Genomic DNA, 22792 nt, shown 5'->3' on the forward strand with positions numbered 1-22792 from the left:
ATTACCCCCGGGGGCGCGGGCGTTTCACACCGGGCACCGTGCTGCGGCCGTCGGCAACATCGGCCCCGCGTCCAGTCAGGGTAGCGACCAGACAGCCAGAAATATCGCTGACAGACACCAGCCCTTGCTCATCCAGCCAGAACAGATGCGAGCGCACCACGTCGCGGCTGATACGATGACCGTAAGCATCCAGACAGGTCTGTAATACCGATTCATTGGCGTCACCGCCGCATTCGGTCAGCGAACGCAGTACCACCAACCGCTGATCCGCATTTAAGATTTCACGCATGGATGACATTAACTCTTTTCCTTTAATTCGTTCTGTAACAACAAATCACTCAAATTACGTAATTGACGTAATTCCGGTAACACCGCACTGAGGTCACCCCGCAAGTTGGCAATTTCCAGTTGCAGTGTGTGCAGTTCCTGTCTGTTAGGTAACGTTGACAGTGATGTTTCCAGTTGACGAACCTGCATCTTGAGCACTTCCACCTCATCACGTTTGGCGTAGGTTTTACTGAGCAAAACCAGAATGACGTTAAACGCCGTGGTCGCGGCGGCCCAGACCATCGCCCAGTTTTCTCTAAGGACGTCTAGCATGTTTCTCCCAGAATTCGATAAATTCCTGACACCCGATGCACCGTTCAAAGACCGGATTAATGGCCAGCCGGGCAGGATCAATGGCCTCGCCACAGTCACGGCAAATACCCTTGCCCGCCTGTGCCGGACGCTGACGGTGAGCCGCCAGTGCCCATTCACGATGCCATTGTTCCAGTTCACTGGCTTTGTCCATCAGTTTGCTCATGGTGCCGTTCCTGTTGCTGGGCCGCCCAGACCTGAATGGCGGACAGCCTGTGTTCCAGTTCTTGACTCCACTGGCCGTACTGGCTGGCATGGGCCAGCAGGGCAGCGGGGGTGCCTGACAAGGGTTTGGGCGGTTTGGGGGGCAGCTGAAGCAGGGACGCGGGGATCACCGGACAGGTTGACACGATCAGCGGCGGCGTGACCGTAACCGAAGGCGCTCTGGTAGAGCTGCAACCCGTCAGGGCCAATACCGTTATAACCAGCCCCATCACGGTCCAGTGCCGCGGGTATCTGGGTTTCAATCCGTTTTGCCGCCTGTGATAACCCGGTGAGGGCGGCATACAGTTTGTTGGATAAGTCTGCATTTTTCTGTAACTGTACCTGTTGTTCTGTCACCAGTTGATGAAGGGCGGCGGCGTTCAGTTCTGCCGTGGCTTTCTGCGACTGATAGAAGGTCAGTTCTGCCGCCTGACGGTTCTGGATCTCGGCATCAACAGCAGCCTGCATGGATTTGGCCACCCACCCTGCCACCATTCCCCCGCTCAGTGCCGCACTGACAATAGCCGTCAGGCCATAGCGCCAGAGAATGTTAGTCATGAATCCCTACCTCCTTATCCCGCTTGATGGCCGCCTGTTTGGATGCCTGATTTTGGGTCACCCACGCCGCCAGATAGCCGACAAACAGCCATTCGGACAATTGACCGGAAACCGCCGCCCACAGCAGCACGACGGTACTGGCCACCCAGGCACCCAGCAGGGTGGTATCAGAAGTAGAAAAACGCCCGGTGGGATTACTGATTAACTGTTTAAGTAGCGTTAGCATGCCTGCCCTCCGTTTTCGCCTGTGCCAGACGGATATCCTGGGCGTTCACTGACGCCCAGCCTTTGCGGAACAGGGACTGATAAGTGGTATTGTGGCTGTACAGCGGCACCTGGCTGATATCGTCTCCGGCCAGTGCCTGCTGTAAACAGCGTTCACGGCCTGCGCAGAAAATGGCGTAATAGCGTGGGTTGCGCAACGCGGGGATTTGTTTTTTCAGCAGGGGTTCCGGTATGGGGTGCGGCAGCATTAGACCACCTCCAGCGCAGCCTGAACCAGATGATCCAGACGGTTGAACCACCCGTTTAAGAACCGTTGTTGCAGGGGATTACGGGCGATAATCTGGGCATAGTAGCGGGCACGCTGATTGAGCAACCGGTGCAACAGATAATCCGGTGCCGTGGCGGCCAGGGCAGTCTGTGTCTGGCTGCCCAGAATACCGTCATCACGCACGGCAACAGCGCGTTGCAATAGCCGGATGGCCGACACCACCCCATGCTGAACGGCACTGTCAAACACTACCAATGAGATACCTGACGGTATACGTTCGCAGCCTGCCGTCAGCCAGAAATCCCGATAGTAGATTTCAGTGGCGTCTGCTTTCGTTAAGGTGCGAATATCCAGATGGGGGTAACTGCGTTTGCTGATACCGTACCGGGTTTCACCCCCCCGATCATGGGGGTCATTGACATAACCGCCCTCAACAGGCAGCAGGTAATGAATGGCATGGAGAAAAGCGACACTGTAGGAGTGGGAACTGTGAGTCATGATGGCTACCTGTCAATAAAGGGTAGCTCATCATCGGTTGTAGGCGGGGAGTGTTGGGTTTGTGGGGTATCAAACAAAAACCGCCGTAGCGGGTTTTATTCAGTCAAACAGTTCAGGCTGGTAGCGTTTACGGTGCAGCGCTAACTGTTGCCGCAGTATCGCATAAACGGTCGAATTGGTCAGAGAATATTTTCGGGCTAATAAATCGACATTCCCCCGGGAACGGCTCCATTCACTGAATAACTGGTTATCCCGCAGCGCGGCTTTCAAGGTCTCGCCCGTGGGCAGATAAACAGCACGGCCGCCATAATAGTGAGCCAGAGAGCCAACCAGTTTACTGGCAGATAGCCGGGCAGCCTGTTCATCATACCCCTGTCGCTGTAGCTCAGTGCTGAACAAATCAACCATATCAGCCAGTAACTGAGGCCAGCGTTTCTGGAGTTCAGCCTCCGGGATATTATCCAATTGATCTAAAATCTGGCCTAATTCGGCATGGCTATCGGCAAAGAGTGGTAGATTATTCATAGCAGTAACTCGTTAATAGCTAAAGTAAAAAAGCCAAATTACACACGCACTGAGTATTGACATGACTAAGATCCCGATACTTTTATCACTGCTGGCTGGATACTTTTGTGCCATTGCCAGTAGTGTCTTACGCCGAATAAGGTATAGGGGAAAGAAGACAATGAGTAACAATAAAGTACACGCTCCCCACCAGACTGGCGAATGTCCGCGAAGTCGGTTCTGTTCATCACGATATGTTCCAATCCGATTATGATATGCATCAAAATACACCCAGAACGCAACCGCAATCAGTACCAATGTAACGAAGAAATCGCTAAATTCACTCTCCATTTACCTCTCCTTTCTGTTGCTCTAACCACTCTTTGCCTCTGGGTAGTGTAGTCAAATCAACACCATATTGCTGCATTTGTCTGAAGTAGGCATCACGGCTATCTGAACCAGATACCTGCTGTTTTTCCCTGGTACTGATATGGCTGCTTTGGGCAAACTGTTGCTCAGATGACTGATAAACCGTTTTCAGATAGTTGTGGTTGGTCAGGGGCTTATTGTCTCCCTGTGCCCGCTTTTCCCGAATACGTTCAACAGTTTCGCTCAGTGCGTGCCCCAAGACCCGATTGGCAGAATAAAGTGCCAGCACTTCTTCCGCTAATTTTAATGCCCGGCTGTTGGACAGGTTATTTTTCTCCCGGCGAAAGAGACCGATATACGCCACCAGATGACGGGCACAGCCAGCAGGAAGATCAACCAGTTTTGCTAATAGCTGACGGCTGGCTTCATCCTCAAATACGGCATCCAGATGAAAATCAGAATGACAAACCGGGCAACGGCCAATTTTCATCATGCTTTCCCCATATTGTACGCATCACACAGGGCATCATACCCCCGCCGTTCCGGCAGGTGCTGACCCCGCACATGCATAACGCCCAACATTAGCCGACCGTGCCACTGTTTCAGGGACTCCAAAACCTGACAGGCCAGTGGCGCATCAAGCCAGCCCACTTCGGCCACACCGACACCCCCATTGATTTTGGCTGTCTGACGCTGGACAAACTGGTTAAGCGCGGCTTCAGAACCGTCAATCACAAATTTTTGTTGGTGCATGGTGATCCATATTGCTCTGATTTTGGCAATTTCCGGTGCTCTGGTTTGACCGTTTAAACCGGGTTTAACCCGTTGGTGATCACGTTTAAAACGGCGTTTGAATCCGCGTTCAACAAATGCGCTATAGGTTGATTTTAACTCCGCGTGGGACATATCACGACAGGACGATTTACCTGTAGCGGCAACCAACGCCGCACGGTAGGTTTCGTCATCCAACTTAAGTTGGGTTTTTGCAATATGAATGAGGCGAATAAGCTGTTGACTTGTCATTTAATATTACCTCACTTATATGCCACACAGCCGGGCTGGCAACCCCCACGTGGCCAATCATTGCAGTTGTCACAAAGATTGCGCTCAGGTGTTTCGGGTTGATCGAATGCAGCACAGATAGCATCGGCTGCGGCAACGATGGCATTAAACTGTTCCTGATTGATGGTGATACTGGGCTGTTGGTTATCAAGCTCTTTTGTAATGGCAACAACAAGTGCAAGTTGTTTAATCTTAATCATGGTCTTCTCTCAATAACGTTAAATTAATGTCATCAATAACGCCTTATCGGAATTTTGGCGTAAGCCAGCCCCGGCGGGTTTACGCCAAATTAAAAAGCGATTAATTTTTAGTGTCTTACATTACGCTGGTGTTAAATGTTCAATTCGAACTAAATACGGTTCGGTGCTGATTTCAACCACGGTCATATTTGTTAAGTCCTGTGCGGGTTCAATCGTTCTGACTGCCTGACCACCGCGTAAAAATTGATTGGGTTGGTAAATAAAACCCTGTCCCACAGGAAAACGTTGATTAAACTGCTGCGCTTTCATTGATCTTTCCCCATCCTTTTTCTGCCGCGTTGTAACAGAACTCGCTGCGCCGTTCTGCCCAAAAACGAGCGGGTGCACTGCGGGCAGTACTGGCCGCTTTGTCCCATAAAGACGCAGCATTCAGATAATGAGCGTCGCGTTCTGCGCGGGCAGCACCCAATGAATAGGCGGCATAGTTATTCTGTGCGCTGTTTTCGTGAATACGTCCGGCCATCTCATACCCCCGCAATATCTAATGCTATAGGCTGGTATTGATCGCTATCACCTATGCGCTCATAGACGCGCAGATAGGATTTACTGCCAACGATCTGTAGCGCTTCACCTATCGCCATCATGGCGCTGTTCCAGCGCTCATCATCAATATTCAATCGGCGAAGTGCCAGAACACGCCCTGCATTGATTTCACCCTCTTTATCAGTAATAAAAGCCTGGTTAATCAACGTCTGGATTTCAGGTCTGGCACCTTCCGTCCAGTCAGCGAGACATTCATCAATCAGCATCTTGGCCGCCTGTAAACGTTCATCAAAGGCAATTCTGTCCTGCATGGCACGCTGAATCTTGTAGCGGCCGTCATAGGAATACAGGGTTACATTGCCTTTTTTGCCACCTTTTGTTGCACCGTACTTTTCGGCAGAGAGATCAACGAATGCCTGTATGTCAGCAAACGCCCGTGATTTCAGCTCCTCCAGTGCCTCGTTCACACTGACGGCCTGTTTCACGATTTCCCCGACCAGACTATCCCGCTCCAGGTCGATTTCTTTGATGATCCTGACAGGGGTTAAAACACCTTTGGCATCAACCCAATAATCTTCAGGACACTGCTGTTGAGTAAATTGTTTAGTGGACATGTTGACTGACCTCCTGCATATGAACCACTGTGTCGTGGGTCTCTTTTAATGAATGCTGAATAACCTTGATAATGTCATACGCGGCCTGACGTTCTTGATGGGTATATGACCCGTTCTCTCCGCCCGCCAGATACTCGTAATTGAGTTTTCCGTTAACACTGCCGCTGATAATTATTTGAACTTTGACTGCCATAAATCCCCCTGATTAATGTAATGATTCCGACCAATAAACCTGACAACCGTATTGCGTAAACCAGCCCTGCCGACCATAGCGGCCCAGATGCCGATAGCTCGCCTGGCCATTCTGAATTAAATGATCACATTGTGTATGACGGGCAATTTGAATGCGTGGGGCACTGCCGCGTATCATCACACTGATTACAGTAAATCCGCGTGCGGTAAGTGCAGAGGTAGCCCGCTCTGCATATGTGAAGGCTTGTGCCAGGCAATTGCTGTTCATAATGCTGTTCCCTCCAGATCTTTAACTGCTGCCCGAATGTGTTTTTCATTCAGTGCCTCATTAGCCCCTGTCGCAAACATGGCTGCCAACCGCAATGTATGGGATACCGTGCGCAATGCCCCCGGCCGCTCTGCCAGCTGCTGAACCAGTGCGCGTTCTTGTTGCCCCAGTCCCCACGCGGCAGAAATAGCCTGAACATCCTCTTTCTTGGTTTTCAGGATGGCCACTTTTTTGGCGATGCGGCTAAACAGACGGGCAAAGTCCACATTGCGGGAGTTACCACCTGTCAGCTTGGAATACACCTGGTGATTGCCGACCAGTGCCAGTCCGATACCTGTGTCTTCCTGCAAAATCCGCAGCTCTTCCAGTACGGGGTAATCCAGATGATCGGCCTCATCAATAACCAGTAAACCCGATGTACCGCGTAATTTACGACGAACAGCACGCCCCAACTGACCCGCCCGGCGGGGTGCATCCCCGATGCCCAGTTCCAGCGCCAGTTCATACAGGCATTCGCTCAGACTGGCACGGGAAGGCGAAACCGTTATCAGCCAGACATTAGGGCGTTCATTGGCAAACTGTTGCAGCGACTTGGTCTTACCCACGCCCGGACTGCCATAAATCACACTGATACATTGCGCCAGTTGGGCATATTGCAGGGCACTCCAGATTTGCTTGACCGTTTTGGTTTGCACAAAGTCAGGCGCCTCGGGCATTTCATTGGCACGGCGGGCACGGTTTTCCAGCCAGAGCACCAGTTTGCTGGCAACACTTTCATTATCACCACGATAGCTTTCGTTCATAAACTGAGACAGCGCCGTGCCGGAGAGGCCGCTTTCGCGGGCGATATTGCTGTACGTCATCCCGTCGTTATTGACCACATTTCGGATGGCTGCACGAATGTCAGCCTGTGCAGTCTGCGCCTGTGTTAATTCAATAATATTGCTCATAGTTCCCCCTAAATCGTATTTTTCTGTCGTTGTTCATGTAACTGGGCGACAGCATTTTCAAAGGCATAGTCGTAATCGTTGTCTGTCTCGGCGTGTATATCGATAATCTCACGGCGGACGGTATTACCTGTGGGCCTGTAAATCTCAACAACACGCGTTTCAGGCGGTTCAGGGGCAACGGTTTCTGGCATCAGTTCCGCGACTTCCAGTGCTGTCATGCGGCGCTGCGCTGTGGCAGCCTCTTTCGTCCGTTTGACAAAGCGTGTCCGGTTACGGATATGTTCACGGGCAGCCTGAGTATCACCGAAGCCCGATTTTTCAATACACTGGGCAGTACAAATAAAGCGGCCATCCAGCGTGTAACACAGTACCGATTCATGCAGCGACCGCGGGTCAAACCGAATGACCACCTTATTGGGTTTAATGCCCAGCAATTGCTCGTGGTAGTAACGGTTCTTGCGTGCTGCAATCTTGCCACCTGCATTCAGGGTGAATGCACCATTATTGACCGTGACCGCCTCAGCAGGCAGCAACAATAAGTGACGCTGTTCAGCTGTTGCTTTGCGGATCGCACTCTCCTGATAGCTCTGTTCAAAAGCGGCATCAAAAGACAGCACCCCCCGGCACACTTCAGTATCCCGTTTCGGTTGTCGGTTCCAGAACGCGATCCCCTCCGCCAGCACCTGTAAAAAGGTTTCGGCATCAATCACCCGGTCACCATAATTATCCGGTTTTGCCATGGGATTAGGACCTGTATACGCCCCCGATAACGCCGGATGACGGTCAACCACTTCCCCTAACCCACCGTGGGAAAAGGCCCGCTCAATCGGTTTGGCCTGACCATGACCGCGACCAAACAAAACACTGGTCCAATGCAACTGGATACCCAGCAGGGGAATAATCCCTTTTGGATCATCTTCTTTCACCTTGAAGCGGTAACGGTTTGGTACACCGCCTGTCATCCACTTGTTTGCAGCGGCTCGCGTGTTATCAATCGTGACATGTTTGGGGATGCCGTATTGTTCAACCACATCAGCCAGCGCCAGACGAATACTGTCACTGTTCTCGGAAACATCAGTACGCCAGGCCAGAATTTTGCGCGTGCGGATGTCCTGCCAGACCCATGTTTTTGGGCGGAGGATTTCACCATTAAACCAGCGTACAAAGACGTTATGCTGATAGCCGTCACCGTTGATCCACTCCATTGCATCCAGGTCCAGCACGGTACGCTCCTGGGCGGGGTACAACCGCATCAGGGCATGTTCCCCCTCGCGCAGCAATACCACTTGCTCGGCGGGCACGTCACGTTCCAGCTTCCGGCGCAGGGAGGACAGGCTGGGTATCGCCCAATCATGTTCTGCCGCCGCTTCTGCCAAACGGGCATAGCATGTACGCAATGCAGGCTGTTCAGGGCGCAGATAGTCCGCCAGAAAGAAATCCCAGGCGGCTGTGCTGCACTCTGCCTCTTTCTTCCTGCGGGCTGATAAATTATGGCCATGTTGGCTGACCAGTGCAGCCAGCCAGTCCGAACGGTCAAACGGCTTCGCCTGATAGTACCAACGGCGGATAGAGGCAGGGGCAATGGTCAATGCTTCCCCCACCGAATCAAACGCGGTCAACGTATCTATGCCACTGTCCAGCAGTTCCGCCACGGCGATGATCGCCTCACAGCGTTCGCGTGCTTTTCCACGCTGCTTGTCATTAGCGTTGTTCCACCCCTGCCACAGCAGTTCGCGGGAATAGCTGTCGGTCTGACGTTTTTTAATTTCAATGGGATTGCCTGAAACTTCGATAACGCCTTGCTTTTTCAATACCGCAGCGCGGGCAACAGGAGGCAGACAGTTAATAGGGTATTCAAAAGACTTTGAACCTGAGCGCTTGCGGCGATGCTCTCCAGCGAGCTTATCCAGATTCGCACGAATGTTGTGCTGCATTGTTGGTAAGCCTGGCAGACCAATACATTCTTTAGCAGTAATCCAAATATCCATCAGTTTCATACCTTTAAATAGGCGGGATTACCCCGCAACCTAGTTATGTTTTGAGTAACGGCTCGGCCAAATAATTGCTGGTTCAACCCCAATAGCCTGAGCGATGATCTTTTCTCCTTTGGGCCACGGTCTGACTAACGCATTACGTAATGTATCTGCCGCCAACCCAGCCTTTACTGATAGTGTGCGTAGATTTGTGCCACGTTTTTCTAATGCCGCGCGGATATCTGCGCGGTGCCAATCTTGCGAGTTTACTGACATCATGCGATCCTTATAATTATCTGCCCCGATAATCTATAATGATTATCGGCGTTGATATAAATATATCGTCAAATAATCCGAATGTAAAGCGAATGATCGGATTTTTTGACTAGTCAATTTGTATAAGTTTTGACTTTAATTTTTTCGGTAAAAAACAATGAGTTATAACAAAAGTGAATCTGTAGCAAGGAAAAAACCGACTCGGATTATTAGTGAGGAACAAATAAACCGATTTGGCGAACGTCTAAGAATGGCAATGAATGGTATGTCCAATAACGCATTTGCAAAGCAATGCGGCTGGTCAGAGAAGGTCATACGTAACTATTTAAACGGGGATACCTATCCGTCTCTTGATAGATTGGCTGTTATAGCCAATGTAAGCGGCTGCTCTATTGGCTGGCTAGCGTCTGGAGAAAATGACGAGACTTCGGATTTTATGACTAACGAAGAGCCGGAAGTTACAAAGTCATCTCATGCTACTCCTGAGCAACAACAGTTATGGAAAGAGATACTAGATAGAATGACGCCAACAGAAAGAGAGGCTGTTCTTGATAAGGTTTTTAGACAAGGTATTAACACATTGTTAAGTACAACCCAAACAGGCAAACCAACATCAGGCGGGCAATTCCCGTGGTCAGAAGACGCACCTGAAAAACTGGGGGTATCCAATCATGCCCTGGTAGTAGCCCATATGTATGAATCGCTATCCATTGAAGAACGGAAGAGTTTTTTGGAGTCTCTCGAAGAAGAAGCGCAAGAGCCAGCAAGCCACCATGTAAGCAGCAAAAACAAAGCTAGCTAATGGGCTGCTTAGCCCATTAGTTAAAAAGTATTTAAAGATGGTTTAAACAGAAGATTGTGCACACCCTACATTTACCAAAATAAGTGAATCAAAAATGTCTAACAAAAATTTTTTCTCATTTTGGTAAGTTTGCACGAGAAGCTGGAATCGTTCTATAAGACATATCCCAACTCTGTGAATTTCTTGAAATTATTCCAACTAAATCCCGTTTATTTTCGCCAATTCCCTATATCTTTTTATTTCTCATTCTTTGTGGTTCATAACATGAAGTTAAATTGAACAGCTAGAAGGGTATGATTTTTCGTAGTATTATGAAATTTAATAACTTAAATTACGAAATTTCATAATATGAATAATATAAATCGCATGAACACGGCGGACTTTATCTCGGACTGGGTAACAACTGAGGACTCTATTCGTCCATTGGTGTTTGAACACACATCACAGGCATTAATTGTATTAGATCCACACCAAAACCAATTTATTGATGTGAATATCAGAGCTACTCAACTATTACGATATGAACGTCATGAAATTATTCAAAAAACGGTGACTTCTGTTTTCGGTCATTTCAGTCAACTGCCACACCTTTTGGCATTTACCGAAGAAGCGTTGGAAAAAGGTTGGGCCTGGAGTAATGAACTGTATGCCTTTGATAAAAACGGCGGAAAAACTCAGTTGGATATTAATTCCATTTCATTACCTTATAAAAATAAAACATTGCTGATATGGTCGCTGGCGGATATCAAAGAATTAGAATTGCACCAATACAATAAAAATGACGATAAAGCCATCCAGACAGATTTAAAAGAATGGCAAGCCTTACAAGAATTGTTTATAGACTCCGACACAGGCAAGCATTTATTGCTGAGCTCAGTGGGTGACGGTATTTACAGTATTAACAAACAAGGTTTGTGCACCTTTATTAACCCCGCCGGGGCTAAAATGTTGGGGCTGCAAGCTGAAGATGTGCTGAGTAACAATATCCATGAGATTCATCATCATACTCATGAAAATGGCGAGCCTTATCCTGTAGAAGAGTGCCCGATTTACGCGGCGGTACATGATGGTATTGTGTATGAAGGTATTCAGGAAATTTTCTGGCGCCGTGATGGCAGTTGCTTTCCCGTGGAATTTACCAGTACACCTGTGATTCGTGATGGTGAAATTATTGGCGCAGTAGTCGTATTCCGTGATATTACCGATAGGTTGAATACTGAGAAACAACTGACCCACGCCCTTGAAGAGTTGCGAGATTTAAAAAGCCGGCTGGAACAGCAAAACGAATATCTGCAAGAAGAAATTTTACAGGAAAATAAATACCATGAAATTATCGGCAATAGTGCATCCATTTTACAGATTATTGAAAAAATCAAGGTCGTTGCCTCAACTGATGCCAATGTGATGATTTATGGTGATTCAGGCACTGGCAAGGAACTGATCGCCCGCGCGATTCACCAATCCAGTCACCGTAAACAGCAACCACTAATTCGGGTCAATTGTGCTGCCATTCCTTCGGAACTCTTTGAAAGTGAATTTTTTGGGCATATTAAAGGGGCATTTACCGGGGCTGTGCGTGATCGTGTCGGACGTTTTGAACTGGCTGATCAAGGCACTCTGTTTTTAGATGAAATTGGCGAAATTCCGCTGGAGCAACAAAGTAAACTGCTGCGTGTGTTACAAGAAGGAACCTTTGAGCGGGTAGGAGAAGAAAAAACACGGCAAGTGAATGTGCGGATTATCGCTGCCACCAACCGTAATTTAAAAGAAGAAGTGAAACAGAAACGATTTCGCGAAGATTTGTATTTTCGTTTAAATGTTTTCCCGATTCATTCACCAGCCTTACGTGAGCGTAAAGAAGATATTCCGCTTTTGGTAACACACTTTACCAAGTTAATTTGTGACAATCGTAAAATTAATTATCTGCCATTTTCACAAAAACTTATTTTAGAACTACAGCAATATGACTGGCCCGGCAATATCCGTGAACTGCAAAATGTTATTGAACGTGCACTTATTACAGCAAAACAGGGTGCTGTTTCCTTTAAGTATTTATTGGAACAAGATCAACAGACTAAAACGCTACATCAGAATATTCATAATGAATTTCAAAAAACAGAAGAGATATTGACAATAAAACAACTCAAAGCGTTAGAAATTAACAGTCTCTCTCTTGCCGTTAAACAATGTAAAGGAAAAATTTTTGGTGATGACGGGGCAGCAAAATTGTTGGGAATAAACCCAACAACATTGATCTCACGCTTAAAGAAATTGGGGATTGATTATTAACATAGCTTTGTAACTCACTTCCATCTGAGTTAAGTTATCAGAATTATCCTTATTTTAATATGGAATATTTATATATTACTCGGTTAATATCCAAGTGATGTCTGACAAAGCTAATCCATAGAAATAAGGTGAATACTATGATAAACAAAAAAATAAGTGTTTTTGCTGGGTTATTTTTATTTTTGAATGCCGGAATAGGACTGGCTTCGGAGAAAGCAGTAATTAAAAATTTAGGCGTTGTTTCACCTGATAATTTTCATTGTACAAAAACAATGACATCAGGTAATTATATAGGGAAATTAGATTATGCAATTTCTTTAGAAGATTTGAGTACAACTGTTTATTGGTTTGTAGGATTAGAATCAAATGATATAGGATGTGTTAGTGTTGATGGATCTAAAGTAAGGCATGCTGGCGTTGTCCATGATGCTTTTATCCAAGGGAAAACCGTAAAAATAAAACTCGAAGGGCATTTTATAAAGGCAATCGTATATTAATCTGTCTTTCATAAACGTGTATGAAATGTTATTTCGTTAAACCAGTGCGTTAATGTCGCTGGTTTTTAAATGATCTTGAACTTTAACGAATAAAAAGTGAGAGGATTATGTCTGAATTTAATAAGGCAGAGATTGTTGCAGCAGATACAGAAAATATGTTGGTTGTTGATATTATTTTAGGAATGAGCCGGGTTGGTTTACCCGATTCAGATATGCCGCCAGTGATCAGGTGGGGATACCAGAGCGAAGCAGGAGCAAGTGAAAACTGGCCCTCTTATGGTTCTTTAATTGTAATCGAAAACAGCACACCTATTGATATTGGTAAAACAGAAGCATTTTTTTGGACAGAGATACCAAAATTAAATGGTGTTGATTGTTTTATTCAATGGAATGTGTCTTCTTATGCAAATAAAGAAAGTTATCAGAGAATGCAAGATCTATTTAAAAATAAAGTTCTTTATATAAAAGTTGATGATGTGACCTATAATTTTGGTAAATATTCAAACATTATAGTCGGTGGTAATATCCCTCCCAGTTATACAATTGGCTATAATTATTTTAGCCAGACCACGCCTGATGCAGAAAAATTAGGTGCTATATTAAAGCAGAAGGGGGTAACTAAACGCTTTTATATTAACTGGCATGATAGCTCTAAATGACTAAAATTTATGTTCTGAATTTAAGGTTGCGTTCCGGCGTAGCTTTTTTGTTGCGGTTATAAAGTTGAAGAAATGCCTTTATCTATCCGTTAATGGGATTGTCCTAATTTCGGAGCTAAAGAAATTGACAGGGATTTAGATGCCGCCCTCAATATTCGTGATAAAGGTATTCTGAAATTAAAGGCGGCTGTACAAGTCATTACTGTTTTCGGAGGCTTACGTAATTCTAGTCACGAATGAGTTTCAGCCCAAGAAACAAGAAGTATCGCCCGATAGGATAGTGAGAAGTCACTTATAAATTTAATATTTCTTCAACACCAATAGTGGGAGATTTTCCTTTGTTGTTCTAATTTCAAGTTTATAATCCCCCTTACCTTTAGCTGAATCACCAGACATAACCTGCTTATTGCTAAACTGTTTACTACTGTCTGTAAAATAGATGTAACTGCCATGTTGAAACATGTAGTTCACAATATCAGAGGCCTTCTTTTTACTAAAAGTGATTTTGATATAATGACCAGCATCAAGAGCTTTCTGATTATCACACCACGGAGTCCACATACCACCGGTAGATGAATCCTTCCCAGGAGAAACAGTCACATGGTCAGGAATGATGGGAAATAATTTATTTGCTGATTCCTGATTAAATAACCTTACGTCATATTCACAACCAAATCTATTATCAACATTAATAATATTACGAATATCTGACATAATAATTCATCCTTATATGATTTAAAGAACTTTTTACTTTGATCACATATCGAAGGAACTATAATGTAATATACATACATTCGTCAATAGGATTTACCTGTATGGGGTTATCGGATAGCTCAGCGGAAAAGGTCGTTGAGCAGGGACTAATAAAATAATAAGAGAAGAATCAATAAAATTTGTCAGTCTGCTAATAAAACTTAGCATCTATCAAATTAAGCTATTTTATTAGTCTCTTTGAACAAGAAATTCTAAGTTTTCATTTTTGGGCTGAAAAATGCACCTACCTTGAAAGCTGCAAGATAAGAATATTAGATGTCTTTTTCAGTCTAATATTCTTATCTTGGTATAGGCAATGAGGTTACTCTATTTCTTCCAACGCCTTGGCTAAAGTAGCATAAAAACTTAATTGCCCTTTGAGCGGCTCGATTTTGGCTCTTGCCAGCGTTTTCAAAGGCTGAAAGGAGATATCACATACAACGATATGTTTCTCTTTTCCCGTCTCCCGAACAAATCCCTGAAAAGCATGCAATCCACCCGCATCCAGCACCGGAACAGCATCCCACTGCATAATAATGGTTTGATAGTCAGCACCTTTTTCTTTCAACTCAGCAAAAATACGCTCTGCGGCAGCGAAAAACAGAGGGCCGTTAATTCGTACAACCAGCAGACCTCTATCACTATTTGTTGAAGGAGAAATGCTGATTCGGGTCATATTGGCAATTTTGCGCATAAACAAGAGCGATGCCAGAACAATACCGATCGTGATTGCTATCACCATATCAAACAGAACCGTCAGTGACAGACACAACAGCATGACGATGATATCGTCTTTAGGAGCACGGCGGATTAAATCCACAACTTTATGGGCTTCACTCATATTCCACGCCACAATCAGCAAAATAGCTGACATCGCAGCAAGTGGGAGATAAGAGAGCATCGGTGCGAGAACCAGCAGCGTCAATAATACCAGCAGAGAGTGGACAACAGCAGCAATCGGTGAAGTTGCTCCTGCACGCACATTGGCGGCTGAACGGGCGATAGCGGCGGTTGCGGTAATTCCGCCAAAGAAAGGGGCGACAATATTGCCCATTCCCTGACCAATCAACTCACCATTGGAATGATGTTTTTTTCCGGTCATGCCATCCAGAATAACGGCACACAACAAAGATTCAATTGCCCCTAACATGGCCATTGAAAATGCAGCGGGCAGCAGTGCTGATACTGTATTCCAACTAATATCGAAGGAATGGGTATCAGGCAAATTCCACGGCAGAATGAATTGGGGGAGAATAGGCGGAATACCTTGGCCTTGTGTGCCATCTTCCAGAATGTAGCTGAATGATGAGCCAATCGTTTCTACATCGTGGCCTAGCAAGTGCATGATACCCATGACGCCAGTCCCTGCAATCAAAGCCGGTAAGTGACCCGGTAACTTTAATCCCAGTTTTGGCCAGAAAATCAATACCAACAGCGTGGTAAAACCGATAAGTGTATCGCTCAACTGTAATGAAGGGAACGCTTGGGAGAGAGCAATGAGTTTATCGATATAATTTTCTGGTACATGCTCCAGTTTTAGGCCAAAGAAGTTTTGTACCTGCATGGTGGCGATAGTCATCGCAATACCAGAAGTAAACCCCAGCGTGACGGATAAGGGAATATATTCAATCAATCTCCCCAATCGTGCTAACCCCATGACAACCAGAATAATGCCTGACATAAGTGTGGCGATAAGTAGACCGCTTAAGCCAAACTGTTGTGACACGGGGTAGAGGATCACCACAAACGCCGCCGTTGGCCCGGAAACGCTATAACGAGATCCTCCGGTGAGAGCAATAACAATCCCTGCAATAGCGGCTGTATATAGGCCATATTGCGGTGCAACACCACTGCCGATTGCCAAAGCCATTGCCAGAGGAATTGCAATAATTCCCACTGTGATCCCGGCAATTATATCCTTGATAAAACGAGAGAAAGAGTAAGGTTCCTTCCAACAAGAGTCAATAAATGCACTAAATGGACGTATCCCCTTAATTTTACGAGTATTCATTGAAATAAAAACCAAAAATAAGACATCAAATGACGTGCTGAAAAAAAGAGAAGACAGCATATCGCTTTTATCAGCGCAGAAAGGTGTTATATGTCAAAAAGTTAACTAATAGATTAGCGCTCGTGAAATAAAAATCAAATAATTAAATTGGCTTTGTTAATGCCACGTAATCCCAAAGAGAAACTATATTCAATTTCGCATGCTTTTGGGAACTGCTTATCTCATCAAGATAAACAGTAAAAGCATTCCAAATTGTAGCACCAAACTTATCACTGCCCGTTTTAACAATGAGATTGAACCAGTACCGAAAATGCGGATAAACCCGAAACAAAGCGCCAACTTTGTAGTGTGGTAATAACCACTTTGTTTGTCAGATTTTCTGGCTGCATATTACATTCTCCGGTCACGATAACATTCTGTCCATTGAACAAGGGCATCCAAATGTGTTTGCCTGAAAGTAACATGGGGTCTGGCTTGGCGAAGCATATCAATGGCAGTGGAAATATCGTATTCAGGATGCTGTTTCAGTAACCATGCCGCTACTACCATTGCACTACGGGACAGCCCAAGTGTGCAATGAATGAATACGCTCCCTTTTTGGTGCAAATTGTTCAGCGTACAAACGGCGGATTGTAGTGCTTCAGGTCCCAATGGCAATAAATCGATTTGGGGTTGGCAAATATAGTCTGTTGTATAGATATCAGGTTTCCTGTGCCATTCTGCCGTCATGTCCAACACACTGACTGTATTGGCTGATTTGGTGATTGACGGGTGTGGCAAACTACCAAGAATGATCCCTTCCACGATTTGATTATAAGGCGCGCTTTTTCGCCTGAACCAAAGGTAAGATAACCAGACACCTAATTGGTAGGGAGCCATTACCCAGCGTGCAGACAGTGACATTCGGCCATCGGCTTGTTTTTGAAACACTGAACTGCCCAATCCAGCATAGCCGAGAGCGACCATCAATAAGGATATAGCAGGCCATAACAAGATCCAGAAAGCGCCGCCTAATCCAAATGCCATCAGCGCAGACAATAAGCTACCTGCTGCATAATAGGCAAATAATTTTCTGGCATAGCTGTCTTGGCTTGGTTGCCAGTGCCAACGGTGTGTAATAGGGAGCAGGTAACTGATTATGACTCCCACGGCAAGACCGGTGATCACATCAATAAAATGATGCTGCCAGGTCGTGAGAACCGATAATGCAATGAGAGCAGACCAGATATGCAGCAATCCACGCCAATAACCATGTAAGTGCGCGGCATAGCGCAACCAGAGTAACCATAGCAGGATAATATGTAATGAAGGTGCCTGATTATAGGGCAGGTCAAACAGCTCCAGTTGATCGAATAACCACCCAAAAACACCTTCGGTCGTGGGACGAGAAAATGAAAATTTCAGCGGAAATAGCAGAAACCCAACACAGGCAATCAGTGACGCTGTCACTAATCGCCAGCCGTGAATCCATTGCTCACGGCGGCAGGTACAGATAAACAGTGATATTCCGTAAAATAAATCGATACTCCAGTAAGGAATAATCGTCCATGACCAGAAAGGAATGTAATGTTCCCAACTGAACACCATAACTTCTACATCGTCTCTTTGCGCGGTGAGTTGATTGATTTGCCCGTAGGTAATAAAAAAGAACGGTGCCAGAAGCAACAGCCAGATAGCGGCTGTCAGCCACAAACGCGGGCGATTATTGTGAGGACGTTTTGTCGGGTGTTTCATCCGTTTATTCTCAATATTGGATTTTTTTTGCGATCGATACAGTGAAAATGCCCCAGTTATCAGTTAATTGGTATTGCTTTTCAAAACCAGCGGCTTCTACCAGTGCATCCATTTCTCCCTGAGTACGCCGACGCATAATCCATGGTTGGTTTTCACGATGGCTGGAAAGAACACGGGCGATCATTTCAAGTTGTGGATGCCAAGGTTGCCCGGTATATATCTGGTAGCCGTTTTCTGCGATGGCACTGGCAAGGCCACGTAAAGAATCTTTGATTAGCGCATTGTCGGGGAATAACTCATAAAGGCCGGAAACAATGCCCAATGTTGGCGTTGGGGTAATGGATGCAATGCTGTCAGCATTAAACGCATCACCGATAACAAAACGAATTTTATCTGCAAGGTGGCGTTCTTCAATATACTCTTGTCCTTGAATAACATTGAGTTCGCTGTAATCCCTTAATAAAACGGAATCAACTTTGCTGAAATCATTGATTGCATCAAGAACGTAACGCCCATGTCCGGCAGCTATATCAACAATATGAACAGGATGGTTTTGTTGATGTAAATAGCGAATGGCCTGACGGATTAATGTCTCCATATTGATTTTTCGTTGCCGTATGCCACGCCAGCCAACGTTGCCTCTGAGATATTGTTGATCCAGTGTTCTCCCGAAAATTCCCTGGCCTTGTGGTTGATTGCGATAGACATAATCCAGTGTGGAACCGGAATCAAAACCTGTTTCCAGACCGAGGCGAATGCCTTCCGACGTTCTGCCCAGGCGTGTATTCATTGCCTTACGCATCAGTTTATAACTGAGGTTCTTGGGGCAGAGAGGTGGTAATGGAAGTGATAATTCCCGAAACTCGTCTGCGGTATGACTCCAAATATCTTCATGGCTGTAATCATGTTGATAACGCGGGATCGCAAAAATGCGATCAATAAATGTACGTATTTTACTGAAAACCAAATGGCGGTCTTTTTCGCCCAGTGTATCGTGGTAGAACCCTTCCATTACATGTTTTTCTTTAATTGGGGTGTTCAACCGCTGGTAAAATTGATGCTGTGGTTTATGGTGTACAACATAATCGCTGCCAGAAATAAATAGTTGGGTTGGTAATGTAATGGCGCTGGCATCTTTCACTACACGTTCTGCGGTTTGATAAAGCTCTAATAGAATATTGACGGCGATTTCGCGGGTAATGAGAGGATCATTGTCATAAGAGGTGATGCGGGCTTCATCGTGGGTCAGGAATTTTGCTTTCACATAAGAACTGACGAAAAAAACGCCCCGCATTTTTTGCATTAGTTGCAATCCTTGCACCGCAAAGGGGACATACAGCTTGATATCAAACGTAGGTGCAGCGAGGATCATTGCCCGAATTTTGGGAGCGTAGTCATGTACCCAAGCAGACACTAACACCGCGCCAACACTTTGACCAATCACCACAATATTTTCCATTTCAATATCGTACTTTGCGGTAATAAACCTCACGAATTCATCAACATCACGAATCGACGTACCCATCGATGGGCTATAACCTCGTGGCCCTTCTGTTTTTCCGTGTCCACGGGCATCCCAGGCGAACATGGGTACATCGGGCAGATTGAGTTCATCAACGACATGCTGGATTCGCCCTGAATGTTCATGACCACGATGGAAAATAATGATGGCTTTCCCGGCGTTAGCTGGTTCTTGCTGCGGCCAATAACGGTAAAACAGGGAAGCTGAATCTGATGTGGTGAAATAATGTTCTTCGGCAATACGTTGAGTTGCTGGTTGTGTATTCGATAAAAGCGTATTCGATAGAAGAGTATTTGATAAAAGTGCCTTCGATAACTGTGTCATATTAATTCCTTATTTAGATTGTGACGTTTCATCCAGCCTGATTTCACGCAAGGCTTTAACAACACGCTGATAGCAAGTCATCAAGAGTAAAATGCCTATAAAAGGAAACAAATAGTGGCTCCAGCTCAAGGCAGAAGGGAAAATGGCAATAATCAATCCATAAGTACCGAAGACAAAAGCACGGTCGCTTTTTCCCATTGGGCCGTCATAGCGCCGTGATGCGCCAATAGTTTGAGCCAAAACGCCGATAAATTCCGTCAGGATAGCCAAGAATAAGATAACCAACACACTCGCACTGCTGACATTCGGTAAAAAGCAGAAGGGGAGATAGAGAGCGACATCGGAAATAACATCCCCAAGTTCATTATAAATAGCGCCTAAATAGGATATCTGGTGGTGCTCTCGTGCCAACATGCCATCAATCGCATTGAGGGCCATGCGGATAAAGAGAAAAACAGGCAGTAGCCAATAGAGAGCGAAAGAAGGAAATAGGCTCAATAATGAACCAATAGCGATTGATAAAAACATCGCTCCCAATGTGACTTGATTAGCGGTAATACCATGTTTATGCAAAGAGATTACGATAGGACGTAAGAGGTTTTGAAAGCGAGGTTTCAGATTATAGATAGTCATCTTGCCCTAAGTTCCTTATAGGTCAAATTATCATCATTACTAATAAAATAAAAAATGTAAATCAGATAAAAGAAAAGTTGTTTGATAGATCAATAAATTATTTATTGCTGAGAGATGATGATAAACTTTATGAGTTTTAATTAATTAGCCGATTAATGTTAAGGATACAACGCATTGTCCAGAGCACAACGTTTGTTATCTCTTATGGAGATGTTGCGTAGTTACCATTTTCCTGTACAGGGAAAAGTACTGGCACAAAAATTAGGCATTAGTTTAAGAACACTCTATCGGGATATTGCTACCTTACAGGCGCAAGGTGCAATCATCGAAGGTGAGGCTGGTATAGGCTATATTTTACGGCCGGGTTTTGTCCTGCCGCCATTGATGCTGACGCAGAATGAAATAGAGGCTTTGGCATTGGGTGCAAGCTGGGTTGCTAAGCGTACAGATTCACAGTTAAAAACATCCGCAACCAGCGCAATCAACAAAATTGCAGCAGTTATCCCGGCTGAGTTAAAGCAAATTTTGGAAACCAATTCATTATTAGTGGGGCCTGCTTCCACGAAAATTCAGCTTACCGTTGATATTCAGCAAGTACGGCAAGCAATCAGTGACAGACGTAAAATCACCTTTGCTTATCGGGATCTGAAAGGGAATCAATCCGAAAGGACGGTATGGCCATTTGCGTTGGGATATTTTGAAAATATCAGTATTGTCATTGGATGGTGTGAATTACGAAAAACATTTCGTCATTTCAGGTCGGATAGAATTAATCATTTAAAGGTTGAAAAATGGTGTTATCCCCGTTCAAGACAGTCATTACTTAAAGAATGGCGGGAAACACAAAAAATACCGAATTAGTGACGCTATGTCAGTGAAAAAATGATCCCCATTGTGAGACATTACGAGTAGACAATAGCGGGTAGCCTATACTTTGCATCATGCGGGCTAGGAAAAAATTTAGACAAAATCACACCAGCGTATAAACTTAATGCTAGCATATTGGCGAATTGGGTATATAGGTAGTTAAAGTCGGTATAGTGAGTAATGTTTTCCATACACGCTGTTTAAAAACAATACCTTTAATCTCCAGTGGTAGATTAAATTGAGAGTGTGTTTTTTCAACAATATTAATGACCTCTGTAACCATATTCTCAAAATTTAAATCGTTACCAATAAATTTGGCATTAGAAAATTTATCTTGAAGATTGTTAAGAAGTTTGGTTGGGTTATCACCAAATGAGATAGCGCAAATCCCTTTCAATGAACGTGCGACTAGAATATTGCCTAATGAACATTTAACAATAGCAAACTGAATTAAGACATCTTTACCACCTTTCCGATAGACACTTGGTGTCATACCTAATGAATCATCAGCTATAGCATAAAACCTGCTACAAGAATTAAAACCGGAGTCATATATGGCATTTGTTATATTTTTATTTTCTTTAGTTAACTCACAATACATATTATCAATGCGAATGGCTGTGCTATATTGTTTAGGGGTTATGCCAATGATATTCTTAAAAATACGATGAAAAAAACAAGCACTTATTTTTACCTGTATTGATATTTCATTAAGTTTTATATCTCCTTTTCTATCTTCTATAATCTTGCATGCTTTTATTACTAAACGTGAATTTTTTTCTGAAGTTGACTCGCCATTAGGATTACATCGTTTACATGCGCGATAATTTTTATTTTCAGCAAGTTTGTAATTATCAAAAATCTCAATGTGATTAAGTTTAGGAGTTCTCGATGGACATGATGGGCGGCAATAAACTTTTGTCATTATGTTGGCGTAAACGAAGAGATTATCAGCTTTGATATTTTTAGTTTTTATATCTAACCAACGGGGATCTGACTCAGTGAATAGAGTGCTGTTTTTGTTCAAGGACATAATTAATTTCCTTAATGCTATAATAGAATACATTAGGGGCATCTATTGTTTATTAATCGATAAAGGTCACCTGGTGTAATAACAGTTAATGTGCCAATGAAAATAATTATATAAACCGCTTGGTATTTTTAATCACTGATACAGTGATATTAGAAGTAATGTTAATTATCACTATTTCAGATGGAAATTTTTACAGGTGTTATGTTTTTCTTAACTATGCAGAATAAGCATAAAAAATAAGGCACAAGATTTTTAACTGACTATTTATCAACATGATTACTGTCATCTTTAATCTAAATCACCTGTTTTTTAACATCTTAAAGGT

Annotated in this window: 31 protein-coding genes; 5 read left to right on the forward strand and 26 right to left on the reverse strand. The window is 44.6% G+C overall.

The window, feature by feature from the left end:
* Position 1: 1 nt before the first annotated feature.
* The 20 genes from Xmir_RS06425 to Xmir_RS06520 form a co-directional block, all read right to left on the reverse strand.
* Positions 2-289 (reverse strand): VpaChn25_0724 family phage protein, encoded by a 288-nt coding sequence (locus tag Xmir_RS06425; protein WP_099113744.1) that lies wholly within the window; start codon positions 287-289, stop codon positions 2-4.
* A gap of 8 nt (positions 290-297) precedes the next feature.
* Positions 298-600, reverse strand: coding sequence for a DUF2730 family protein (locus Xmir_RS06430; RefSeq protein WP_099113581.1), 303 nt, complete (start codon positions 598-600; stop codon positions 298-300).
* Positions 584-805 carry a TraR/DksA C4-type zinc finger protein gene (locus tag Xmir_RS06435; RefSeq protein ID WP_099113582.1) on the reverse strand — a complete coding sequence of 74 codons (222 nt, stop codon included), beginning with the start codon at positions 803-805 and terminating at the stop codon, positions 584-586. Before Xmir_RS06435 ends, Xmir_RS06430 begins: the two co-directional genes overlap by 17 nt.
* Positions 802-1401, reverse strand: a complete 600-nt coding sequence (locus tag Xmir_RS06440; RefSeq protein WP_099113583.1) for a hypothetical protein — start codon at positions 1399-1401, stop codon at positions 802-804. The genes Xmir_RS06435 and Xmir_RS06440 overlap by 4 nt, the downstream gene beginning before the upstream one ends.
* Positions 1394-1627 carry a hypothetical protein gene (locus tag Xmir_RS06445; protein WP_099113584.1) on the reverse strand — a complete coding sequence of 78 codons (234 nt, stop codon included), beginning with the start codon at positions 1625-1627 and terminating at the stop codon, positions 1394-1396. The genes Xmir_RS06440 and Xmir_RS06445 overlap by 8 nt, the downstream gene beginning before the upstream one ends.
* Positions 1611-1874, reverse strand: coding sequence for a hypothetical protein (locus Xmir_RS06450; RefSeq protein ID WP_099113585.1), 264 nt, complete (start codon positions 1872-1874; stop codon positions 1611-1613). Before Xmir_RS06450 ends, Xmir_RS06445 begins: the two co-directional genes overlap by 17 nt.
* Positions 1874-2392 carry a glycoside hydrolase family 108 protein gene (locus Xmir_RS06455; protein ID WP_099113586.1) on the reverse strand — a complete coding sequence of 173 codons (519 nt, stop codon included), beginning with the start codon at positions 2390-2392 and terminating at the stop codon, positions 1874-1876. Before Xmir_RS06455 ends, Xmir_RS06450 begins: the two co-directional genes overlap by 1 nt.
* Positions 2393-2491: 99 nt before the next feature.
* Positions 2492-2917, reverse strand: a complete 426-nt coding sequence (locus Xmir_RS06460; RefSeq protein ID WP_099113587.1) for a Mor transcription activator family protein — start codon at positions 2915-2917, stop codon at positions 2492-2494.
* A gap of 12 nt (positions 2918-2929) precedes the next feature.
* The gene (locus Xmir_RS06465; RefSeq protein WP_099113588.1) at positions 2930-3247 is read right to left on the reverse strand and encodes a hypothetical protein; all 318 of its coding nucleotides are present in this window, start codon (positions 3245-3247) and stop codon (positions 2930-2932) included.
* Positions 3237-3758, reverse strand: a complete 522-nt coding sequence (locus Xmir_RS06470) for a hypothetical protein (RefSeq protein WP_244170873.1) — start codon at positions 3756-3758, stop codon at positions 3237-3239. The genes Xmir_RS06465 and Xmir_RS06470 overlap by 11 nt, the downstream gene beginning before the upstream one ends.
* Complete coding sequence (locus tag Xmir_RS06475) at positions 3755-4288, reverse strand: gp16 family protein (protein ID WP_099113589.1); 534 nt, start codon at positions 4286-4288, stop codon at positions 3755-3757. Before Xmir_RS06475 ends, Xmir_RS06470 begins: the two co-directional genes overlap by 4 nt.
* A gap of 11 nt (positions 4289-4299) precedes the next feature.
* Entirely contained in the window at positions 4300-4527 is a 228-nt protein-coding gene (locus tag Xmir_RS06480; RefSeq protein WP_099113590.1) for a hypothetical protein, read from the reverse strand.
* A gap of 120 nt (positions 4528-4647) precedes the next feature.
* The gene (locus tag Xmir_RS06485) at positions 4648-4836 is read right to left on the reverse strand and encodes a hypothetical protein (RefSeq protein ID WP_099113591.1); all 189 of its coding nucleotides are present in this window, start codon (positions 4834-4836) and stop codon (positions 4648-4650) included.
* Positions 4817-5050 (reverse strand): ANR family transcriptional regulator, encoded by a 234-nt coding sequence (locus Xmir_RS06490; protein WP_099113592.1) that lies wholly within the window; start codon positions 5048-5050, stop codon positions 4817-4819. The genes Xmir_RS06485 and Xmir_RS06490 overlap by 20 nt, the downstream gene beginning before the upstream one ends.
* A 1-nt stretch (position 5051) precedes the next feature.
* Positions 5052-5684, reverse strand: a complete 633-nt coding sequence (locus tag Xmir_RS06495; RefSeq protein WP_099113593.1) for a DUF3164 family protein — start codon at positions 5682-5684, stop codon at positions 5052-5054.
* Positions 5674-5877 carry a hypothetical protein gene (locus tag Xmir_RS06500; RefSeq protein ID WP_099113594.1) on the reverse strand — a complete coding sequence of 68 codons (204 nt, stop codon included), beginning with the start codon at positions 5875-5877 and terminating at the stop codon, positions 5674-5676. The genes Xmir_RS06495 and Xmir_RS06500 overlap by 11 nt, the downstream gene beginning before the upstream one ends.
* Positions 5878-5889: 12 nt before the next feature.
* Positions 5890-6144 (reverse strand): hypothetical protein, encoded by a 255-nt coding sequence (locus Xmir_RS06505; RefSeq protein WP_099113595.1) that lies wholly within the window; start codon positions 6142-6144, stop codon positions 5890-5892.
* Positions 6141-7094, reverse strand: a complete 954-nt coding sequence (locus Xmir_RS06510) for an AAA family ATPase (protein WP_099113596.1) — start codon at positions 7092-7094, stop codon at positions 6141-6143. Before Xmir_RS06510 ends, Xmir_RS06505 begins: the two co-directional genes overlap by 4 nt.
* Positions 7095-7102: 8 nt before the next feature.
* The gene (locus Xmir_RS06515; protein ID WP_099113597.1) at positions 7103-9082 is read right to left on the reverse strand and encodes a transposase domain-containing protein; all 1980 of its coding nucleotides are present in this window, start codon (positions 9080-9082) and stop codon (positions 7103-7105) included.
* 39 nt (positions 9083-9121) lie between these two features.
* On the reverse strand, positions 9122-9343 hold the full coding sequence (locus Xmir_RS06520; RefSeq protein WP_099113598.1) for a helix-turn-helix domain-containing protein: 222 nt from the start codon (positions 9341-9343) through the stop codon (positions 9122-9124).
* A gap of 157 nt (positions 9344-9500) precedes the next feature.
* On the opposite strand from Xmir_RS06520, the gene Xmir_RS06525 reads away from it, so the two are divergent.
* The 4 genes from Xmir_RS06525 to Xmir_RS06540 all read left to right on the forward strand — a co-directional run bounded on the left by Xmir_RS06525 (position 9501) and on the right by Xmir_RS06540 (position 13590).
* Positions 9501-10145, forward strand: coding sequence for a helix-turn-helix domain-containing protein (locus tag Xmir_RS06525; protein WP_099113599.1), 645 nt, complete (start codon positions 9501-9503; stop codon positions 10143-10145).
* A 348-nt stretch (positions 10146-10493) separates the two neighbouring features.
* A complete protein-coding gene (locus Xmir_RS06530; protein ID WP_244170874.1) occupies positions 10494-12434 on the forward strand; it encodes a sigma 54-interacting transcriptional regulator in 1941 nt (646 codons plus the stop codon).
* A 137-nt stretch (positions 12435-12571) separates the two neighbouring features.
* Entirely contained in the window at positions 12572-12931 is a 360-nt protein-coding gene (locus Xmir_RS06535; protein WP_099113600.1) for a hypothetical protein, read from the forward strand.
* Between the two features lie 107 nt (positions 12932-13038).
* Positions 13039-13590, forward strand: coding sequence for a DUF7823 domain-containing protein (locus Xmir_RS06540; protein ID WP_099113601.1), 552 nt, complete (start codon positions 13039-13041; stop codon positions 13588-13590).
* 300 nt (positions 13591-13890) lie between these two features.
* On the opposite strand, the gene Xmir_RS06550 is transcribed toward Xmir_RS06540, so the two are convergent.
* From Xmir_RS06550 to Xmir_RS06570, 5 genes are all read right to left on the reverse strand, one after another.
* Complete coding sequence (locus Xmir_RS06550) at positions 13891-14304, reverse strand: hypothetical protein (RefSeq protein WP_099113602.1); 414 nt, start codon at positions 14302-14304, stop codon at positions 13891-13893.
* Positions 14305-14665: 361 nt separating this feature from the next.
* Positions 14666-16354, reverse strand: a complete 1689-nt coding sequence (dauA, locus tag Xmir_RS06555; RefSeq protein WP_099113747.1) for a C4-dicarboxylic acid transporter DauA — start codon at positions 16352-16354, stop codon at positions 14666-14668.
* A 390-nt stretch (positions 16355-16744) separates the two neighbouring features.
* Positions 16745-18088 carry a phosphatase PAP2/dual specificity phosphatase family protein gene (locus Xmir_RS06560; protein WP_099113603.1) on the reverse strand — a complete coding sequence of 448 codons (1344 nt, stop codon included), beginning with the start codon at positions 18086-18088 and terminating at the stop codon, positions 16745-16747.
* A gap of 10 nt (positions 18089-18098) precedes the next feature.
* Positions 18099-19934: a bifunctional alpha/beta hydrolase/class I SAM-dependent methyltransferase gene (locus Xmir_RS06565; protein WP_099113604.1), complete on the reverse strand. Its 1836-nt coding sequence runs from the start codon at positions 19932-19934 to the stop codon at positions 18099-18101.
* Positions 19935-19943: 9 nt separating this feature from the next.
* Positions 19944-20567, reverse strand: a complete 624-nt coding sequence (locus Xmir_RS06570; RefSeq protein WP_099113605.1) for a CDP-alcohol phosphatidyltransferase family protein — start codon at positions 20565-20567, stop codon at positions 19944-19946.
* A 174-nt stretch (positions 20568-20741) separates the two neighbouring features.
* Between Xmir_RS06570 and Xmir_RS06575 the strand changes: the two genes are divergently transcribed.
* Complete coding sequence (locus Xmir_RS06575; protein ID WP_099113606.1) at positions 20742-21428, forward strand: helix-turn-helix transcriptional regulator; 687 nt, start codon at positions 20742-20744, stop codon at positions 21426-21428.
* A 133-nt stretch (positions 21429-21561) separates the two neighbouring features.
* On the opposite strand, the gene Xmir_RS06580 is transcribed toward Xmir_RS06575, so the two are convergent.
* Positions 21562-22467: a bifunctional transcriptional activator/DNA repair enzyme AdaA gene (locus Xmir_RS06580; RefSeq protein ID WP_167385948.1), complete on the reverse strand. Its 906-nt coding sequence runs from the start codon at positions 22465-22467 to the stop codon at positions 21562-21564.
* Between the last annotated feature and the right edge of the window lie 325 nt (positions 22468-22792).

It is taken from the genome of Xenorhabdus miraniensis (genome assembly GCF_002632615.1).

Coding starts and splice junctions, on each gene's coding strand:
- Xmir_RS06425 (WP_099113744.1), bottom strand. CDS start 289: ATGCGTGAAATCTTAAATGCGGATCAGCGGTTGGTGGTACTGCGTTCG.
- Xmir_RS06430 (WP_099113581.1), bottom strand. CDS start 600: ATGCTAGACGTCCTTAGAGAAAACTGGGCGATGGTCTGGGCCGCCGCG.
- Xmir_RS06435 (WP_099113582.1), bottom strand. CDS start 805: ATGAGCAAACTGATGGACAAAGCCAGTGAACTGGAACAATGGCATCGT.
- Xmir_RS06440 (WP_099113583.1), bottom strand. CDS start 1,401: ATGACTAACATTCTCTGGCGCTATGGCCTGACGGCTATTGTCAGTGCG.
- Xmir_RS06445 (WP_099113584.1), bottom strand. CDS start 1,627: ATGCTAACGCTACTTAAACAGTTAATCAGTAATCCCACCGGGCGTTTT.
- Xmir_RS06450 (WP_099113585.1), bottom strand. CDS start 1,874: ATGCTGCCGCACCCCATACCGGAACCCCTGCTGAAAAAACAAATCCCC.
- Xmir_RS06455 (WP_099113586.1), bottom strand. CDS start 2,392: ATGACTCACAGTTCCCACTCCTACAGTGTCGCTTTTCTCCATGCCATT.
- Xmir_RS06460 (WP_099113587.1), bottom strand. CDS start 2,917: ATGAATAATCTACCACTCTTTGCCGATAGCCATGCCGAATTAGGCCAG.
- Xmir_RS06465 (WP_099113588.1), bottom strand. CDS start 3,247: ATGGAGAGTGAATTTAGCGATTTCTTCGTTACATTGGTACTGATTGCG.
- Xmir_RS06470 (WP_244170873.1), bottom strand. CDS start 3,758: ATGATGAAAATTGGCCGTTGCCCGGTTTGTCATTCTGATTTTCATCTG.
- Xmir_RS06475 (WP_099113589.1), bottom strand. CDS start 4,288: ATGACAAGTCAACAGCTTATTCGCCTCATTCATATTGCAAAAACCCAA.
- Xmir_RS06480 (WP_099113590.1), bottom strand. CDS start 4,527: ATGATTAAGATTAAACAACTTGCACTTGTTGTTGCCATTACAAAAGAG.
- Xmir_RS06485 (WP_099113591.1), bottom strand. CDS start 4,836: ATGAAAGCGCAGCAGTTTAATCAACGTTTTCCTGTGGGACAGGGTTTT.
- Xmir_RS06490 (WP_099113592.1), bottom strand. CDS start 5,050: ATGGCCGGACGTATTCACGAAAACAGCGCACAGAATAACTATGCCGCC.
- Xmir_RS06495 (WP_099113593.1), bottom strand. CDS start 5,684: ATGTCCACTAAACAATTTACTCAACAGCAGTGTCCTGAAGATTATTGG.
- Xmir_RS06500 (WP_099113594.1), bottom strand. CDS start 5,877: ATGGCAGTCAAAGTTCAAATAATTATCAGCGGCAGTGTTAACGGAAAA.
- Xmir_RS06505 (WP_099113595.1), bottom strand. CDS start 6,144: ATGAACAGCAATTGCCTGGCACAAGCCTTCACATATGCAGAGCGGGCT.
- Xmir_RS06510 (WP_099113596.1), bottom strand. CDS start 7,094: ATGAGCAATATTATTGAATTAACACAGGCGCAGACTGCACAGGCTGAC.
- Xmir_RS06515 (WP_099113597.1), bottom strand. CDS start 9,082: ATGGATATTTGGATTACTGCTAAAGAATGTATTGGTCTGCCAGGCTTA.
- Xmir_RS06520 (WP_099113598.1), bottom strand. CDS start 9,343: ATGTCAGTAAACTCGCAAGATTGGCACCGCGCAGATATCCGCGCGGCA.
- Xmir_RS06525 (WP_099113599.1), top strand. CDS start 9,501: ATGAGTTATAACAAAAGTGAATCTGTAGCAAGGAAAAAACCGACTCGG.
- Xmir_RS06530 (WP_244170874.1), top strand. CDS start 10,494: ATGAATAATATAAATCGCATGAACACGGCGGACTTTATCTCGGACTGG.
- Xmir_RS06535 (WP_099113600.1), top strand. CDS start 12,572: ATGATAAACAAAAAAATAAGTGTTTTTGCTGGGTTATTTTTATTTTTG.
- Xmir_RS06540 (WP_099113601.1), top strand. CDS start 13,039: ATGTCTGAATTTAATAAGGCAGAGATTGTTGCAGCAGATACAGAAAAT.
- Xmir_RS06550 (WP_099113602.1), bottom strand. CDS start 14,304: ATGTCAGATATTCGTAATATTATTAATGTTGATAATAGATTTGGTTGT.
- dauA (WP_099113747.1), bottom strand. CDS start 16,354: ATGAATACTCGTAAAATTAAGGGGATACGTCCATTTAGTGCATTTATT.
- Xmir_RS06560 (WP_099113603.1), bottom strand. CDS start 18,088: ATGAAACACCCGACAAAACGTCCTCACAATAATCGCCCGCGTTTGTGG.
- Xmir_RS06565 (WP_099113604.1), bottom strand. CDS start 19,934: ATGACACAGTTATCGAAGGCACTTTTATCAAATACTCTTCTATCGAAT.
- Xmir_RS06570 (WP_099113605.1), bottom strand. CDS start 20,567: ATGACTATCTATAATCTGAAACCTCGCTTTCAAAACCTCTTACGTCCT.
- Xmir_RS06580 (WP_167385948.1), bottom strand. CDS start 22,467: ATGTCCTTGAACAAAAACAGCACTCTATTCACTGAGTCAGATCCCCGT.